This is a genomic window from Paenibacillus albiflavus (assembly GCF_004344915.1).
GTDB classification, from domain to species: domain Bacteria; phylum Bacillota; class Bacilli; order Paenibacillales; family NBRC-103111; genus Paenibacillus_AM; species Paenibacillus_AM albiflavus.
In genome coordinates this window covers 1-17,495 of the sequence record NZ_SKFG01000030.1, presented here as the reverse complement: position 1 = coordinate 17,495, position 17,495 = coordinate 1, and the positions used below count along the sequence as shown (strand labels likewise).

The window sequence follows — 17,495 nt, the reverse complement described above, 5'->3', positions numbered from 1 at the left end:
TCGGATGAAAATATATACACGCACAGGGGATAAAGGCCAGACAAGTGTCATTGGCGGTCGTGTGAATAAAGATGATATTCGAGTTGAGGCTTATGGAACGGTGGATGAGCTGAATTGTTTTGTAGGGCAAGCGATGAGCCTGATGAATCCCGAGAAATTCGGTGATCTGCTTGAAGATTTGCTGCAGATACAGCATGAACTATTTGATTGTGGATCGGATTTAGCGAAGTTGAAAGAAACGGAAAAGCATCCCTTTAAAGTTACGGCAGCAATGGTAGAGGCGCTTGAACCGTGGATTGATAAGTACGATGCTGAAACGCCAGATCTTACTAGATTTATTCTGCCGGGGGGAAGCAGTGCATCTTCTGCTTTGCATATTTGTCGAACTGTATGTAGACGTGCAGAACGCAGAGTGGTGACGCTTGCTCGTGAGCAGGAAATTAATCCTGAGGTGCTGCGCTACTTAAATCGATTATCCGATCTGTTCTTTACTATCGCTCGTACGGCAAACTTAAGAGAAGGTCAGACAGATGTGGAATATATTCGTTCTGCTGAGGTGTTTAGGTCCAAATCATGAGCTACTATGAACCGCTACAATACGTAGTGCCTCCTGAAGAGGATGGCTTTATACTCAAAACCATTCTGCAAAAAAGATTAGGTGTATCACGCAAGCTGCTATCCCGTGTGAAGCTGACGGAGCAAGGGATTATGGTAAATGGGGAGCGCAAGTATATCTCTGTGCATGTGCAAGCGGGCGATCTCGTCGAGGTTCGCATGGAACGTGAGGAATCGGACGATATCATGCCGCAAGAATTACCGCTTGAGTTCCTGTATGAAGATCAGGATTTATTAATCGTGAACAAACAAGCAGGGATGATCGTTCATCCTACGCATGGTCATTATATTAATACAATTGCAAATGGCGTCGTCCACTATTGGCAAAGTAAGGGTGAGAGATTCCGCTTTCGCCCGATTCACCGTCTGGATCAGGAAACATCAGGCGTGCTTGCCATTGCCAAAAACGCCTATGTGCATCAGCAAATTTCGGAGCAGATGATCGCGCATACGATTCATAAAGAGTATCTGGCGCTCGTTTACGGTAATGTTGAAGCCGATAAAGGGACGATCGAGGGTCCAATTGACCGTGATCCTGAAACGCCGCATATGCGAATTGTAACACCTACTGGCTATCATGCCGTCACGCACTATGAGGTGGAAGCGCGATTTGGACAAGTTACGCTTGTCAGGATTCAGTTGGAAACAGGCAGAACGCATCAAATTCGTGTGCATATGAAGCATATCGGACATCCACTAGTGGGAGACAAGATGTATCAATTAAGTCAGTATCAGGAGCTTGCCGAGCAGATTGAGCAAACAATAAGTAGACAAGCCCTTCATGCGTATAAACTTGGTTTTACCCATCCTAGCACCAGACAGTGGATTGAATTTGCAGCGGAGCTGCCTGCTGATATGAATCTTGTTATTAATCAATTACGTATAGAAATGGAGTAACGATCTTGGTTATCACAGTTTATGAATATTCCAAATGTAGTACGTGTCGCAATACCATCAAATGGCTAAAGAATCATAAGCCAGATGCTGAGATTATTACAGTTCCAATTATTGATTCTCCGCCAAGCGCTGATGAGCTTCGTCAATTAGTTAAGCTTAGCGGATTGGATATTCGCAAGTTCTTTAATACAGCTGGTGAAGTTTATAAAGCGATGGGACTTAAGGATCGTTTGCCCTCGATGACGGAGGATGAAATGTTTGACCTTTTGGCGTCAAATGGCAAGTTGATCAAGCGACCAATCGTAACGGATGGTCATCAAGTAACGGTAGGCTTTAAGGAAGAAACGTTCGAGCAAGTATGGGGAGGGGCTTAAGATCGAACAATCACCTACACCAACGCCTAATAATTCGGATAATAAAAAAACGGAGTCTGAGAAGAAGAATCCATTTTGGTTTCTTGCTCCAGTTGCTGTATTTATCCTAGCTAAAGGTAAATTTGTATTATCATTGCTTAAGTTTGGCAAATTCGGTGGGGCCATTACGAGTATGGTTATTTTTACAGGAACCTATGCCCTTATGTTTCCGATTTCATTTGCCATTGGACTTGCTGTCATGATATTTATTCATGAGATGGGACATGTGTTTGCAGCCAAGCGCAAAGGCTTGCCTGTATCCGCACCTGTGTTTATCCCATTCTTAGGTGCTTTTATTAATATGAAACGCAACCCACGTGATGCAGTTACCGAAGCATATATTGCTTATGGAGGACCGTTAATCGGTACGATTGGAGCGACGCTCGCTTTTGGACTTGGGTATGGGCTTGATTATCCTGTCCTATATTCCGTGGCGTATATTGGATTTTTCATCAATTTATTTAACCTGGTGCCGATTCATCCGTTAGACGGCGGAAGGATCAGTGTCGCAATTACTCGTTGGCTATGGGTCATTGGTCTTGTTGTTGGTCTAGGCTTAGTCATTTATTTGCGAAGCATTATATTGGGGATTTTCTGGGTGATGTTTGCCTATGATCTGTATAAGAAATTTGTTCAAAAGAAGAAAAGCTTATCTGAAGAGCGACTTGTCGTATCTACACAATATTATGTATCACCAGATACTTTCTTACAGAACCTAACCTATATTCCCGGGGAGAATCATCAACGTGATTTAATTTATACGGCATTCACTGAGCTAACAGGCAAGCATGAAGGCAAAACGGTCGTTAGAGCGAGATGGGATGTAATCGATTTTGAAGAAGAAATGGTCATTATGTCGCAGGCTGTCATCAATCGTGTCTATGCTAAAGTTAGTCATATGGGGTCAGAAACAGGAGATACTTCTGTGTGTATAACCGTGTACATTGAGTACCAAGAATTTGAAAATGTAAAATATTATGAAGTCCCATCTGCAACGCGCTGGAAATTCGGTTTAGCCTATTCGGGTCTTATCATTTATTTAGCCATCATGATGTACCTTGTTCACGAGCAGATTAATTTATTGATGTGAAAATGAATAATTTCTAGATTTAGAGAGCACCGATGTTTTAACGGTGCTCTTTTTGTTCAAACTGATAATGATAGGATATTGGAATTGAAAGGAGATTAACAATGAATTCCGTAACTTCATTATCTGACTTACTGTCCAAAGGCAAAAATTCCGCCTCTGTTGATATTCCTGGCATGTTAGGACGGACTTTTGGGCAGGTTACATTATCTGCAACGATGCCAATGAGTAAACTTTTCTCAATCTATGAGGTGGATTTAGAAGTACAACGGTCAATCAATCCCCGCAATTTAACGAAGCTAATTGATTATATCGAGCTGTATTTACAAGATAATCAGCCCATTTATTTCCCGGGAATTATTTTCTCTGCAAGGGGAGCGGGACAATATGATGAGGGAGAAAGCGTATTTAGGCTTGAACCGATCGAGAAGCTATTTGTCGTGGATGGTCAGCATCGTCTGGCAGCATTCCGGAGAGTGATGGAAAGCTTGCAAAGCCAGATGGCAAGAGCTAAGGATCGCAGAGAATATGAGAAAATGGAAGAAATAACGGAGAAATTGCGCCGATTATATGCTTTTCCAGCTTCCATTATGATTTATCTGGACATTAATGCACGTCAGGAGCGTCAGCTATTCTCTGATATTAACAAGCTGCCGAGGAAGATTGGCGGCAATCTAGCTGTCTTGCGTGATCAGAGAAGATATTATCATGTCATGGGTACAGAACTGCTTCAGAACTGCCCTGTGATGAACAATATTGCAGTTGATACTTTCTCTGAGAGAGGTAAAGGACCTGAATTTTTGTTCACCTATCACTTGTTGACTGAAGTGCTCGTTGCTTTATTTGAAGGTAGGATGAAGTCTGGTGCGCGTCAGAACGGATATCGTTATGATGACAAAATGTTAAGTGAGCATGTGGATTTAGCCGCCACCTATTTTGGAAACCTGCTCAAAGCGTTGCCTGCCCCAGTTAAGGGCTCATCCCCTTGGACGGAGAATATGCAGCTAGCGACAGCGCTATTTATCCATGACGAAGCAACGAAGAGTGGTAAATTTAATCGGTATGCCATGAATTATGCGATACGCATATTGCCGCATATTCAGTGGGAATCTATCTTTTCTGGCGAAGAGAAGGATCGCTTGCCACGCAGAACGCGGATTATGAAAGCCTATCAGCATATTGCAAATTTCTACAAGGAGCATCATGTCATGCTGATTACGGATGAGGAGGATGCTGGTTAATGGAAGGTTTACACTTAAAAATGTCCATTTACCCTTTATGTGATAAATTCGGACTGACGACTGTTGCTCTTAAGGTTCGCGATTTACTTGATTACACAACGATTGACCCGATGGTGCAGCGCAAGCTTAGCTTAATGCAAAGACGGAAAATCGCAAACTATTTGCAGGAAAGAGAATTAGATCAAGTGTTCTTCGGCCCTGTTACCCTTTCGATGAGAGATGTTGACTCACTAGCGTGGGATGTAGATGGTGCCGAGCAGCAGAGTTATGTGCTGAAGCAAGGTTCCAAGCTTAGTATCCTGGATGGACAACATCGCATTCTGGCCCTCGGTTATGTGGGTGAGCAAATGCTGCGCGAAGTTCGTAGATACACCCGCAAATTAACCGTATTAAGACTGAAGCAAAGAAAAGAACCGTTAGAAGCTTCCATTCAGTCTGAGCTTGATGATTTGCAAGCACTAGTCGAGAGTTTGGAGCAGAGAAGATTGGCCCTAATGGAAACGGAGCTGGCCGTTCAAATCTACATCGGGTTAAATGAAGAAGAGGAGAAGCAGCTGTTCGGTGATATTAACTCCAAGGTACAGCTTGTATCTAAGGAGCTTGGACATTCCTTTGATTCGGTTGATCCGATTAATCTGGTGATCCAGCAGGTAGCTGATCATCATTCGTTGCTGAAGGAAGCGGGCATTGAAAAGCGCAACTCTTTGACCTCTTTTAACAAAAACTTCACTTGTTATTCTTGGCTATATTCAGTTGCGACGATGCTTTTCTCAGGCAGAATGCAGCCATCCTATGAGCTAATGCGAAACATTCGCAAGGATCTGCCATTCTATGTTGAAGTTCTGCATCAGTTCTACAGTAGACTGATTCCGCTCATGCCTGAGCAGCCAGGACTGTCACAATATACGTCAGCGAATCGAGTGATGCAGGAAAGTATCGCACTTTACGCAAATCACTTTTTGTTCCAGGATGGCGAATATAACGAGGATTGGACGGAATGTCTACGTATTTTGGATGGCTTTGATTGGACGCATCGAAATGAAGAGCTGTTTTATATTTTCGGGATGCAAGATAACGGCAAGTTGAATCTCATTCACGAAAAGTCATTGCGCAAGCACACGAAGCTGCTGAAGTTCTTCATGGAAGGTTTAGAGGAGCCAGGTGAGGACTTAACGGACTTAACCTCCTTAGCATAATTAAACATAGAATCATTCTTCATTAAGTTACATCGAACGTCTTTATGAGACAGTTATTGGTCGATGAACTGATGAAGAATGATTTTTTTTGTTTGTATTAACCGTTTTATTTTTGTATCATGACTTTTCTAGCACTATGGGGTTAGAGATAGGTATAAGGTAGTAGTAGTTTAGTTTTAAATTAAATTTTCTAAATATTTTTTCAAAAAAATATTGAATAACGAAATTTTATTTTATATACTGGTGTTGAATATCAAATAATTTATGATGAGGGAGGGGTTAAGTTGAGAGGTAATTGGCGGAATTTATACAGGAGTACCGCGATTATGTTAGTTATTATCATGTTATTCAGCACTTGGTTTAGCACAATTGTAAGCGCTTCAGTTATGAATGATCAGACGATTGTAAGCGCTTCATCTAGTGAGGAAGAGGACGCTTCGCATGAAGGGGTCATGAACGATGAGGTTGTAAACGAAGATAATAACGATAACACTGACCTGGGGGTAGAGACACCTGAGACACCTGAGACACCTGAGACACCTGAGGCACCTGAAGAAGCTGTGGTCGAGGAAAATACGCAGCCAAGTGTGCTAGTCGCACCAGCAGCTCTTGTTGATGTGAAGCGGATTGAAATCACGGATCATAAGCTAAATCTTAAATCAGGTGAGGTTCTAGCCTTTCAATTGAAAGGGTATGATGAAGCGAATATTGCGATTGATTTAACGGAAGATGTCAACTGGTCGGTTGATTCTCAAATCGGTTCGATTGATTCATCAGGCCAACTGACAGCAAGCGAAATCGCAGGCAGAGTGCAATATGGCTATGTTACAGCTAGGTATGGTGAGCTTGAAACTCGCAGTCTTATATTGGTAGGTAGAGTAAGCGTAGTTTTGGAAGAGTTTGAATCGCTGACTTCTGGTGGTAAAACGATTCTTACCAGCGGCATTATTAATAGCAAATCTGCTAGCGTGGAATTATCCTCAAGACCCGATCCTGTTGTATATGGTGATCATGCAGGGAAAATGATCTATGACATGTCAGGAACTACAGGAACTTCAGCGGTTTACGTCAGTTTTCGCGATTTGACTACGGGAAATCTTGATCGCACGCTAGAAGGGAATCCGACCAAGATTGGCGTATGGGTATATGGAGATCAGAATGCTCACTGGTTTAGAGCGAGAATGCGTAATAATTCCGGTGGCGCCTTTACTATCGATTTTACGGGCAGCACGAATTTTACATGGGCTGGTTGGAAATATGTAACGGCAACCTTACCTAGCGACCAGCAAGGTCCTTTTAAAATCATGGATTTATATCTAGTAGAGACGAAGAATGATAATAAAAATGCAGGGGCTTTATATTTTGATCGATTTAGTGCTTTTTACAATAATACACAAATTTACGGCGTTGATATTGAAGGCTTAACTCCTCTTCAAGTTGGGGATAGCAAGCAGGCTCAAATTTACATTACGAAGAATGGCAGCACAGCTCCTGAGCTAGTCAATAGCGGAGTAACTTATTTAAGCAGTCATCCTGAAATTGCTACAATTGATGCCTCAGGGAATGTTGTAGCACATCAAGCGGGTCAAACGACGATTATTGCTTTCTATCAGGATGCCCAGCCTGCCCAGTTCGAGCTTACAGTTACGGCTGATGAAGCACCTCTTACATCCATCGAATTGATCGGTCCATCAGCAATCGAAAAAGGCAGATCAGGTGAAGTCAAAGTATTTGCTACATATGCTAATTATCCGAATAAAATTAACGTGACTAGTGAAGCTGTCATAACATCTACTCCAAATGTACTTGTAGATGCTAATGGGATCGTAAAGGGATTAGAAGTAGGTGTTGCGACGATTACTGCGAATTATAAGGGGCAACAGTATACGTATACTCTCAATGTGACAGAACCGGTTCCAGTGCTAGACAAAATCGAACTATCAGGCTTAAAAGCGATGGCAATCGGCGGTGATCAGCAAGCGATTGTGACAGCTTATTATAATGTACTTGATCAGCCATCTCACACGACTGACGTTACAATGAATGCTACTTTTACGAGCAGTAAGAAAGCAGTAGCCGAAGTCGATTCGAGTGGACATATTAAAGCATTAAGCGTAGGTGCCACTATGATAACAGCTAGTTTCCAAGGAAAGTCACACAGTTATGTGTTAGTCGTTAACAAAGAATCCATTGACGCTCCTAAGCGCGAGCTGCGTGCCGCTTGGATTGCGACAGTCGAGAATATTGACTGGCCGTCCAAAGGTCCTTTTGATAAAGAAAAGCAAAAAGCTGAATATATTCAAATGCTCGATGAACTGCAAGCTGCGGGAATGAACGCGATTTTTATGCAGGTTAAGCCTGCTGCGGACGCCTTCTATCCTTCTGAATATGCGCCTTGGTCCAAATGGTTGACTGGCAAGCAAGGTCAAGACCCTGGGTATGATCCACTTGCTTTCATGATTGAAGAATCACACAAAAGAAATATCGAATTCCACGCTTGGTTCAATCCGTATCGGGCTAGTATGGAGCCTGATGTGAATAGCTTGATTCCTGAACATCCGCTGCAGCAGCATAAAGATTGGTTGCATGAGTATGGCGGTAGATTAATTATGGATCCAGGCATTCCAGATACACAAAAATACATTATCAATAGCATTATGGAAGTTGTGAATAGATACGATATCGATGCTGTTCATTTTGACGATTATTTCTATCCATATCCTGTCGCTGGTGTTGCATTCCCGGATAGTGATACTTATGCAAAGTATGGGAAGGGGCTATCGTTAGACGATTGGCGCAGAAATAACGTAGATACGCTTATACACGATTTATCCATCAAAATTAAAGATGCGAAGCCATATGTGAAGTTCGGCATTAGCCCATTTGGTATTTGGAGAAACAAATCCTCTGATCCTAACGGTTCAGATACGAATGGAACAGAAAGCTATAGCGCGATTTATAATGATACACGTAAATGGATTCAAAATGAATGGATCGACTATGTAACCCCACAAATCTATTGGTACTTCAACTATGGTCCTGCTGCATATGAGAATCTGGTTGAATGGTGGTCGAAGCAGGTAGAAGGGAAGAACGTGCATCTCTATGTAGGGCATGGTGCTTATCGAATCGGCTCTGATGATCCAAACTGGCTAGATCCTGATCAAATGCCGAATCAGATAAACTTTAACCGCAATTTCAGTAATGTAAAAGGTAGTGTCTTCTTCTCGACAGAGAGCGTTCGCGCGAACTTGCTAGGGTTCACAGATAAGCTCCAAAATTCGTTATATAAATATCCGGCATTAGTGCCAGAGATGACTTGGTTGAGCCATAATCCACTGAATTCACCACAGAATTTACAAAGCAAGGTGGGCGGTTCAGGAGTTAAATTAAGCTGGGCAGAATCACAATCAGATACCGATTATTATGTGATTTATCGCAGTGAAGGCAGCGCAGCGCCAGATTTAACGAATCCAGCAAATATCCTGAAGAAGGTTAATAGAACGGCTGGTGAATTGCAGCAATTCGAGGATAAAGCGGTTGAGCTGTCCAAGACGTACACTTATGCGATTACGGCAGTCGACAGGCTTCATAATGAAAGCAGCCCAAGCGCAGTGACTGTTGAAAATGTACAAGTAGATCTCATTAAAGGTATTGAATTTGAGAATATGTCCAGCTTATTTGTTGGAGATACATCGCAAATCAAACTGAATGTCGTATACGAGAATCATAAAGAAGCTCTAGCTATTCAGCCAGATGTTGAATTGATCAGCAGCAATGAGAAGGTTGCTTCCGTTAACAGTAATGGATTAATTAAGGCTAATATGGCTGGTACTACCGTCATTACTGCCAAATATCAGGGATTTATTGCTACATATTCCCTAACTGTCAAAAACAAAAATACAGGAGGGGGTAAAGATCCAGGGGATGTGGATTCAGGAAATAATAATGGATCTGGAAACAATAATGGTTCGAACTCTGGAAATAAACAACCAGAAAATAACAACAACTCTGGCAAAGATCAATCTGCCGGCGGCAATTCAAATGGAAATCAGTCATCCAATATTGTACTGAAAGATATCATGACACACTGGGCATCTGCATCGATTCAAAAAGCGGTTGAGCTTGGGTTTGTAAGCGGGTATGAGGATGGAACTTTCCGACCAGAGAATCAAGTAAGCCGAGAGGAATTTGCTGTTATGCTAAGTCGCAGCTTGAAACTGGAAGCGGCGGGCAATGTAGATTCTATGGCGGATGCTGATCAGATTCATGCCTGGGCTAAACCTTATATTATGAAAGCAATAGCTGCAGGCATTATAAGTGGTTATGAAGATAATACATTCCGACCAAATCAAGAGATTAATCGGGCAGAAATGGTTGTTATGATTATTCGAGCATTAGGTTTAAAGGTTAATCCGAATGCACAATTAACCTTTGATGATGCAGATCAGATTCCTGCATGGGCGCGCCCATATATTGCTACAGCGTTTGAAGCGGGTCTGATTAAAGGAAAAGAAAAGAACCTATTCGCTCCGAGTGATGCTGCTACTCGTGCGGAGGCTGTAATTCTTATTCTTGCAATGCTTAATACAGTAAAATAATTACAAATTAATATCCTCCTTAAATTGGCTATGTTGTTGTAAACATTAAAGCCAATTAAAGGGGGGTATTTTCACATTTATTCAAATATTAGAATGTATAAGTTTTACACTATACATGGATATTTCTCGCAGAAACGCACTGCCATTAAGGACGATGAAACCGTTTCTACTTGGATAGTTGCCAGTCCTGAGCCAAGTAGCATAAAATGGTTGTATTGGAATCCGTACTGATACAGATCCTGATATATTAGACTTTGAAAAGTGTAGGAGTGGTTAAGCTGAAGCAGATTCGCCATACCCCGCTGTTATGGATATTATTATTTATTGGACTGGCTGTTAGACTCATTATGGCTCCAATCTGGACAGGCTATGATGCGGATATACAGACCTTTATCGCATGGTCGGAACAAGCCTATTCAGTAGGGCTGCCCCATTTATATGGATCGGATATGTTCTTAGACTATCCACCTGGTTATATGTACGTACTCTATATAATAGCAGCTATAAGAAACTTGCTACATATTGGTTTCGACAGCTCTGGAATGCTGATCTTACTCAAGCTTCCATCCATGATAGCTGACGTTATAACAGGTTATCTCATCTACAGAGTCGCAGGCAAATACGTTAAGCCTCTGTTTGCAGTAGGCATGGCGGCGTTGTATGTGCTCAACCCAGCTATTCTGATCAATTCGACGATCTGGGGGCAAGTGGACTCTTTCTTCATGGTTGTGATTGGGATTTATTTGCTTGTCTTGCAACGTGGGAAAATGCCTCTTGCAGCTGTTATATTAGCAATCGGAATTTTACTAAAGCCACAAGGGCTGCTATTCGGCCCCTTCTTATTAATTGCAGTGCTGCAGAAGCGAGATTTTCGCGTATTGTGGCAATCTGTACTTGCCGGAGTTGCAACGGTTCTTGTACTCTTGCTGCCATTTGGCATTCTGAGTAATGGAGTAGGCTGGGTGTTTAAGCTGTACTTTACAACTCTTGCTTCGTACCCATATGGGTCTTTGAATGCATTTAACTTTATCGCACTGCTTGGTGGTAATTTTACCCCGCTAGATGGGAACTTTATTTCGTATCAGGCATGGGGCATTATGCTGATGCTTGTCTCTGCGATTTATAGCTTATATTTATATTACAAAAGCATCGATAAGAAGGGAGCGGTTTTCTACTTCGCGTTCTTATTCTTAGCTGCAGCATTCATGTTTACGGTCAAAATGCACGAACGTTATCTGTTCTATGCTTTATTGCCGCTGCTTATGAGCTATATCTATCTTCGGGATCGACGTATTCTAGGATTGTTCGTCGTATTTTCTTTCTCGCATTTTGTTAATATCGCGTATGTGCTTAAGCTATTGTGGCAAGGAACACCATGGGTTCCACAATGGGATGTGCTGATGTTAATCATTTCTGGACTACAGGTCATTCTGCTCATCTATGGCGCTTGGCTAGGATGGCAGCTCTTTAACCCATTAAGGCATGGGGGGAACGCGCGTCTTCAGACCAAAACAAATCGTAAGGATAACAAGAACATGTCAAAGTTTGCATTACCTAATATGAATATGGAATCCAATCGGACCAAGCTGTTTACGAAAAAGGATTGGCTATTATCGATGGCCATAACTCTCATCTATAGCGTATTTGCTTTTATCAACTTAGGGGCGAATGAAGCGCCTGAAAGCTATTGGAAGCCTGCTACTGCAGGAGAGGCGGTCATATTCGATCTCGGCTCCAACGTTCATGTTGAACGATTACATACTTATGCAGGTGTAGGTCATGGGAAATACACCTATTCCTACTTATATGATGGACAGAATTGGTCGGAGCCAACGGAAGTTGATTCTAACCATACCAAGGTATTTACTTGGAATGTACTGACACCTAAGGTTGAGACAAGGTATATCAAGCTGGATGTGAAGGAGCAAGGATTCACGCTGCATGAGATTGCTTTTTTTGATGGGAAATCGGATAAGCCATTGCCTGTAGCCCATATGGAAGGTATCAATCTTAATGGGAATGATCAAGGGAAGCTGGATAATCTGATCGATGAGGCTAGTATCGTTCCGTATTCACCGACTTACATGAACGGCACTTATTTTGACGAAATCTATCATGCACGAACAGCTTATGAGCATTTGCATCAGATTGAGCCTTACGAGAATACACATCCTCCATTAGGCAAAATATTCATAGCGATCGGTATCGCCATCTTTGGGATGAATCCGTTCGGCTGGCGAATTGTGGGTACGCTCTTCGGTATTGCGATGGTACCGATTATGTATATGTTCGGTAAACGGTTATTCGGCAAAACACGCTATGGTTTTATCTCATCGTTTTTGTTTGCCTTTGATTTTATGCATTTTGCACAGACACGAATTTCAACGATTGATGTATATGGCGTATTTTTCATTATTTTGATGTTCTATTTCATGTATCGCTATTGGACGAGTAACTTCTATCGTGATGGCTTACGCAAAACACTAGTTCCATTAGGCTTGGCAGGGTTATTCTTTGGAATTGGTGCGGCATCCAAATGGATTGTGATTTATGGTGGGATCGGGCTTGCGGTCATTCTGCTCATTGTGTTAATCGAACGATATGTGGAGCATCGTCAAGCCAAACGTATGCTTCAGAACCTCAAGAACGATGAGTCCATCTCTACAGAAGACGATGCTGATCCATCTGTCACGCTTACCACAGAAGAGCGCAGCTATTTGGAGAAGGTAGCTAGCACGTATTGGAAACCGACGATTTCGACATTAGCTTGGTGTCTGTTGTTCTATGTCGTGATTCCCGTTGCTATCTATGTCATGTCTTACATCCCGTTCATGATGGTTCCGGGAGCTGGGCACGGACTTAAGGATGTGGTCACGTACCAAGAACATATGTTTAATTATCATAGCAAGCTGGTTGCAACGCACCCATTTGGCTCACCTTGGTATGAATGGCCATTCATGGTAACTCCGATCTGGTACTATGCTGGTAAATTCCTGCCGGAGGGCATGCTGTCGTCGATCGTATCGTTCGGTAACCCGCTTGTATGGTGGGGAGGATTCCTTGCTCTTATAGCCGCGATTTATTGTGCCATTAAATATAAACAGCGCCAGATTATCTTGCTGCTGATCGCTTGTGCATCTCAATATCTTCCGTGGGTGGGAGTGCCAAGGTTAACATTTATTTATCATTACTTTGCATTAGTTCCGTTCTTATGCTTATTGCTTGCGTATTACCTAGGCAATTGGATGAAGAAGAGCAAAGAGATGAAGTGGATCGTTTGGGGGTATCTCGCAGCCGCATTCTTGCTATTCTTGATGTTCTATCCGATCTTATCTGGGATGGTCGTTCCTGCAAGCTACACGGCAACATGGCTGCGCTGGCTGCCAACATGGAATTTCTTCTAGTCCATCTATCGTTCAAGACGTAAGGAGATAAAGGAGGATGAGCATAGGCATGCCGAGAGGGAAACAAACGGTAAGCATGACAGGTGAAGGTCAGAGACGCAGGGTGATCGGCATTCGTGATTTAAACCGTGCATTGTTAGCTAGGCAGATGCTTTTACAACGAGCGCCAATATCCGCTCTGGAAGCGATAGAGCGTTTATGCGGAATGCAATCTCAAACACCTAACGCCCCGTACTTTGGTCTATGGACTCGGCTTGAAGGCTTTAGGCAGGAACAGTTATCTCAGCTTCTGCAAGACAGGCAAGTTGTTCGTATCGCCTTGATGCGTTCGACGATTCATCTCGTATCATCTAATGATTGTCTGGAGCTTCGTCCTTGGCTGCAGTCAGCTCTTGACCGCAGCTTGAAAGCTGCTTTCGGCAAGCGGCTTGCTGGCGTTGATTTAGTAAGGTTGGCTGAGGCAGGCCGAAAACTCGTGGAGGAGAAGCCGATGACATTCAAGGAGCTTGGGAGTAGATTGCGTGCTGAGTGGCCTGAACATGCCCCGGAAGCTCTTGCTGCAGCTGTCCGAAACGCAGTTCCACTCGTCCAAACTCCGCCGCGTGGGCTATGGGGAAATAGCGGTCAATCCACTCATACCTCGGTAGAGGCATGGTTGAATCAGCCGCTTAACTTGCAGTATAGCTCCGAAAAAATGATCAAGAGATATTTGGCTGCATTCGGACCAGCAACGATACAGGATATCGAGGCATGGTCGGGACTGACTCGGATTCGTAAGGAGATTGAGTACATGCGGCATCAACTCGTTACTTATCAGGATGAACAGGGAGCCGAGCTGTTCGATCTGCCAGATACTCCACTTCCTGAATCAGATATGGAGCCGCCGGCACGATTCCTTGGCGAATACGATAACATTCTCTTGTCACATGCGAACCGGAATCGAATAATGGACGAAGTAACCCGTAAGCGGGTAATTACGAGCAATGGTATTGTACACTCGACGATCCTGCTAGACGGCTTCGTTGCAGGCAAATGGAAGCATCGACAAGACAAAGGGAATTCTGCATTGATCATTCAACCGTTTAGACGTTTGACCCAAAGGGAGCAGATTGCACTAAGTGAAGAGGGAGAGAGACTGCTTGAGTTCAGTACATCCACAGCTTCTCGTGAAATTGTCTTTGAACCAGCTCTGTGATCTATAGCTCCAAACCTTGTGATGCTTACTGCCAACATGGAATTTCTTCTAGTCAATTTGTATCCTTAGCTGTGGTATAATGGTGGAATGAAGTCCTTTATCAGAAGGGCAAATAGGGAGGACGAAGCTAGTGACACAATCGAAACAATCCATTCTGCTCGTTGATGGAATGGCACTTCTATTCAGAGCCTACTATGCAACGGCATATGGTGGCTATATACGCAAGACGAGTACAGGTACGCCAACGAATGCGATCTATGGGTTTATTCGTTACTTTATGGATGCTATTCAAAAATTTGAGCCAAGCCATGTAGTCTGCTGCTGGGATATGGGAAGTAACACGTTCCGCACAGAGAAATTCGATGGATACAAGGCGAATCGTGATTCAGCTCCTGAAGATTTAGTTCCACAATTTTCGCTGATTAAAGAAGTAGTAGAAGCATTCGGTGTTCCGAATATCGGGCTGACAGGCTATGAAGCAGATGATTGCATTGGGACATTAGCTAGAATTTATTCGGAATCGATGTCGGTTTACATTTTAACAGGTGACCATGATATGCTGCAGCTTGTATCCGATCAAGTGAACGTAATCATTATGAAAAAAGGCCACGGTAATTACGCACTCTATTCACCAGATGTACTGCTTGAGGAGAAGGGGCTTACGCCTGAACAGTTCATTGATCTGAAAGGTCTGATGGGCGATACAGCAGACAATTATCCAGGTGTCAAAGGGATCGGGGAGAAAACAGCGATTAAGCTGATTACGGAATATGGCTCAGTGGAAGGGATTCTTGATAATATGGAATCCTTAACCAAGAGTGTTCGTTCCAAAATTGAAGCGGAATTGGACATGCTTCATTTATCGCGTGATTTGGCTCGCATTCGTTGTGATGTACCGATTACATGTGATTTGGATAGTTGTACATGGGAAGTGAATACAGAAACAGTGCGTTCCAAGTTCGAAGAACTTGAATTTCAAAGCCTAATGAAGCTAATTGGCTAATAGCAGATGGGAATACAATACAGACAGATGAGGCTTTGCAAATGAAGATGAATACCAAACAAAATTTATACGAGCTATGGAAACTATTCGTTACATTTGTCAAAATCGGACCTGTAACCTTCGGTGGTGGTTACGCCATGATTCCGTTAATTGAGAAGGAGATTGTTCATAAGCAGGGTTGGGTAAAGTCATCCGATGTTGCAGATGTATTTGCGCTCGCACAATCAATTCCTGGTGCGATAGCGATAAATGTGGCAGCTTTCATAGGCTATAAGATGAAGAGAACAGTAGGGGCGGTCGCTGCTTTGCTAGGCGTCTTGCTGCCTACTTTTCTAATTGTGTTAGGGTTATGTATCGGATTCCTATATGTGCGTGATAATCCATATATTGTTGCTGCTTTCAAAGGAATGGGTGCTGCAGTTGTCGCACTTATTGTCTATGCAGGGATTAAGACGGGAAGGACAAGCATTGTCGATATAAGTACACTGCTTATTGCGATCGTCGCGCTGCTGCTTTTGCTTTATTTGCAAGTGAATTCCATTCTATTAATTGTCGCTGGCGGATTCGTTGGCATTATCGTCATGCAGGTCAAAAGGGTAGCTCGGCCTAAATCCCGTGAGAAACATATAGAGGAGGGGCATTCATGACGCTGCTTCATCTATTCTATACGTTTATGAAGATAGGCTTTGTTTCTTTTGGCGGCGGATATGCCATGATTCCAGTCATTGAGCAGGAAGCATCACGAAACGGTTGGATGAGCATCAGCGAGTTTACGGATGTGATCGCAATCGCTGGCATGTCGCCAGGTCCTATGGCAGTGAATAGTGTCATTTTTGTAGGTTATCATACGGCTGGATTAGCTGGGGCTATCGTATCTGCGGCAGGTATGGTCGTCCCTTCCTTATTGCTGGTCATTCTCGTTGCGACATGCTTCTATAAAGTGAATGAAAATCGATGGGTTCGGGACTTTCTCTACGGTTTAAGAGCTGTCGTTACAGCGTTAATCTTCTATGGTGCTATTCGATTCGCACAGAGCAATGGAATGATTAGTCATTTTGATATGGACGCTTTCCTGCTCTTCACACTATTTGTCATTTGCTTGTTCGTTCTAGTTCGAACCAAAGTGCATCCACTGCTTGTGATTGTTGCCTCTGGTGTGGTGGGAGTCATCATATTTTAATAGGCTATGTTAAAGTTATTGGTTGATTTTGAATAAAGCATAATCTTTTGTGCTATCCTTACTGTATAATTTACTAAAGGGGCAATTCAAATGACTTTAACGAACATACTTGCTGATATTTCTTCTTTAAACGATAAGGATAAAAAATCTATTTTAAATTATCTAACTCACCATTTCTCGGTTTCGCCTTCCCAACAAGAACCTTTAATTGGTGAATTGAGAGAGAGAAAATTTTCACGTGGATTTCATTGTCGTCATTGTGGAAGTACCTCAGTAGTTCGTTATGGCAAACGAGATGGTCGCCAACGTTATAAGTGTAAAGACTGTCATAAATTAAGCAATGATTTGACCAATTCCCCTATGTATCGTTCGAAAAAGACAGACAAATGGATTCCATTTATTGAGTGTATGTTGAACGGTCTATCGCTTCGTGAAACAGCTTTTAAAATTGGTATCACTCACGTAACCGCTTTTTACTGGAGGCATAAAGTGTTGTCTGCTCTCGCAAAAGAAAGTGTCGGAATATTTGAAGGACTAGTAGAAGTAGATGAAACATACTTCTTAGAAAGCCATAAAGGACGAAGAATTATTCCGAATCGCAAACCAAGAAAACGGGGCGGCTCTGCTACCAAAAGAGGTATTTCCAATGAACAAGTCTGTGTC

Annotated in this window: 13 protein-coding genes; all 13 read left to right on the top strand. The window is 42.7% G+C overall.

The genetic code is table 11. From position 1 onward, the window contains the following. Positions 1 to 4 precede the first annotated feature (4 nt). Entirely contained in the window at positions 5 to 577 is a 573-nt protein-coding gene (locus E0485_RS20640) for a cob(I)yrinic acid a,c-diamide adenosyltransferase (RefSeq protein WP_132419970.1), read from the top strand. Continuing rightward, entirely contained in the window at positions 574 to 1,512 is a 939-nt protein-coding gene (locus E0485_RS20635) for an RluA family pseudouridine synthase (protein WP_132419969.1), read from the top strand. Before E0485_RS20640 ends, E0485_RS20635 begins: the two co-directional genes overlap by 4 nt. Positions 1,513 to 1,517: 5 nt before the next feature. Beyond that, entirely contained in the window at positions 1,518 to 1,886 is a 369-nt protein-coding gene (locus E0485_RS20630; RefSeq protein ID WP_132419968.1) for an arsenate reductase family protein, read from the top strand. 172 nt (positions 1,887 to 2,058) lie between these two features. Continuing rightward, a complete protein-coding gene (locus E0485_RS20625) occupies positions 2,059 to 3,015 on the top strand; it encodes a site-2 protease family protein (RefSeq protein WP_235857657.1) in 957 nt (318 codons plus the stop codon). 101 nt (positions 3,016 to 3,116) lie between these two features. Beyond that, positions 3,117 to 4,253: a DNA sulfur modification protein DndB gene (locus tag E0485_RS20620; RefSeq protein ID WP_132419966.1), complete on the top strand. Its 1,137-nt coding sequence runs from the start codon at positions 3,117 to 3,119 to the stop codon at positions 4,251 to 4,253. Beyond that, positions 4,253 to 5,449 (top strand): DNA sulfur modification protein DndB, encoded by a 1,197-nt coding sequence (locus tag E0485_RS20615; protein WP_132419965.1) that lies wholly within the window; start codon positions 4,253 to 4,255, stop codon positions 5,447 to 5,449. Before E0485_RS20620 ends, E0485_RS20615 begins: the two co-directional genes overlap by 1 nt. A 326-nt stretch (positions 5,450 to 5,775) precedes the next feature. Further along, positions 5,776 to 10,050 (top strand): family 10 glycosylhydrolase, encoded by a 4,275-nt coding sequence (locus E0485_RS20610; RefSeq protein ID WP_132419964.1) that lies wholly within the window; start codon positions 5,776 to 5,778, stop codon positions 10,048 to 10,050. Between the two features lie 269 nt (positions 10,051 to 10,319). Then, a complete protein-coding gene (locus E0485_RS20605) occupies positions 10,320 to 13,454 on the top strand; it encodes a glycosyltransferase family 39 protein (protein ID WP_132419963.1) in 3,135 nt (1,044 codons plus the stop codon). A 37-nt stretch (positions 13,455 to 13,491) separates the two neighbouring features. Beyond that, positions 13,492 to 14,649 (top strand): winged helix DNA-binding domain-containing protein, encoded by a 1,158-nt coding sequence (locus E0485_RS20600; protein ID WP_235857656.1) that lies wholly within the window; start codon positions 13,492 to 13,494, stop codon positions 14,647 to 14,649. A 130-nt stretch (positions 14,650 to 14,779) separates the two neighbouring features. After that, complete coding sequence (locus E0485_RS20595) at positions 14,780 to 15,652, top strand: 5'-3' exonuclease (RefSeq protein ID WP_132419962.1); 873 nt, start codon at positions 14,780 to 14,782, stop codon at positions 15,650 to 15,652. A gap of 41 nt (positions 15,653 to 15,693) precedes the next feature. After that, positions 15,694 to 16,299: a chromate transporter gene (locus E0485_RS20590; protein WP_235857655.1), complete on the top strand. Its 606-nt coding sequence runs from the start codon at positions 15,694 to 15,696 to the stop codon at positions 16,297 to 16,299. Beyond that, complete coding sequence (locus E0485_RS20585) at positions 16,296 to 16,832, top strand: chromate transporter (RefSeq protein WP_132419961.1); 537 nt, start codon at positions 16,296 to 16,298, stop codon at positions 16,830 to 16,832. Before E0485_RS20590 ends, E0485_RS20585 begins: the two co-directional genes overlap by 4 nt. Positions 16,833 to 16,922: 90 nt before the next feature. Further along, positions 16,923 to 17,495 (top strand): IS1595 family transposase (locus E0485_RS20580; RefSeq protein ID WP_132419960.1); only part of this gene is annotated, 573 nt, incomplete at its 3' end.

What these genes read in the sequence shown, in the direction of transcription:
- E0485_RS20640 (WP_132419970.1), top strand. Translation starts at nt 5, where the DNA reads ATGAAAATATATACACGCACAGGGGATAAAGGCCAGACAAGTGTCATT.
- E0485_RS20635 (WP_132419969.1), top strand. Translation starts at nt 574, where the DNA reads ATGAGCTACTATGAACCGCTACAATACGTAGTGCCTCCTGAAGAGGAT.
- E0485_RS20625 (WP_235857657.1), top strand. Translation starts at nt 2,059, where the DNA reads ATGGTTATTTTTACAGGAACCTATGCCCTTATGTTTCCGATTTCATTT.
- E0485_RS20620 (WP_132419966.1), top strand. Translation starts at nt 3,117, where the DNA reads ATGAATTCCGTAACTTCATTATCTGACTTACTGTCCAAAGGCAAAAAT.
- E0485_RS20615 (WP_132419965.1), top strand. Translation starts at nt 4,253, where the DNA reads ATGGAAGGTTTACACTTAAAAATGTCCATTTACCCTTTATGTGATAAA.
- E0485_RS20610 (WP_132419964.1), top strand. Translation starts at nt 5,776, where the DNA reads ATGTTAGTTATTATCATGTTATTCAGCACTTGGTTTAGCACAATTGTA.
- E0485_RS20600 (WP_235857656.1), top strand. Translation starts at nt 13,492, where the DNA reads ATGAGCATAGGCATGCCGAGAGGGAAACAAACGGTAAGCATGACAGGT.
- E0485_RS20590 (WP_235857655.1), top strand. Translation starts at nt 15,694, where the DNA reads ATGAAGATGAATACCAAACAAAATTTATACGAGCTATGGAAACTATTC.
- E0485_RS20585 (WP_132419961.1), top strand. Translation starts at nt 16,296, where the DNA reads ATGACGCTGCTTCATCTATTCTATACGTTTATGAAGATAGGCTTTGTT.